Origin of the sequence: Bowmanella yangjiangensis (genome assembly GCF_017255015.1) — a bacterium.
GTDB lineage: Bacteria > Pseudomonadota > Gammaproteobacteria > Enterobacterales > Alteromonadaceae > Bowmanella > Bowmanella yangjiangensis.
The window spans coordinates 1-583 of the sequence record NZ_JAFKCS010000480.1 but is presented as its reverse complement, the minus strand read 5'-3'; the positions used below and the strand labels follow the sequence as shown (position 1 = coordinate 583).

1 protein-coding gene is annotated in these 583 nt (G+C 62.4%); it reads right to left on the bottom strand.

Annotated features, from left to right (window positions below):
* A partial coding sequence (locus J0A65_RS25260) for a Cache 3/Cache 2 fusion domain-containing protein (RefSeq protein ID WP_206596971.1) occupies nucleotides 1–344 on the bottom strand: 344 nt, incomplete at its 3' end.
* Nucleotides 345–583 lie beyond the last annotated feature (239 nt).

The following is a 583-nucleotide window of genomic DNA, read 5'->3' as shown; positions in this document are numbered from 1 at the left end:
ACACCGGCGGTCATGCGGGTGAAGTCATCGACCTCGGTGAACTCGTTGTTGAGCCGGGTCGCGCCGAGATAAAGCGCTGGCGCCTGCAGGCTGCCGACCGTCACGCGCTCGTCGCTGCGCAGTTGTACACCGCCGCTGAAACGCTGCTCGAACAGACCGGCGAGGCGTTGCGTGCTGTCACGCAGGCTGCCATGAAAGGTGGCCAGCTGATCCGCCAGCAGGCGGGCTTCACTGCCCAGGTGCTCGGTGCGGGTGACCAGGTTGGCGTTGTCCAGCGAACGCAGCGCGAACACCGTGCTGAGGCTGATCAACAGGACCAGCATCGACGCCAGGGCGACGGCCAACTGCAGTGCGATACGAGAGCGTGGAGGGGTCATGGAGGCCTCTCTGAGCCTGGCGCGAGGTGGCAGGCGACAAGAAATGAACAGGCAAGGTCATCGTACGACCTCGTGGAGGGCGCAGGAGGATACCTGAGTATTATGCTTGGTCAATCGACAGGTTGCCGAATGGCCATCATTTGTTATCAAAACCCTGTATCGGCCGCTAAAGCATTCTCTCCACCTGCGGCAGCTGCATCGCCGCC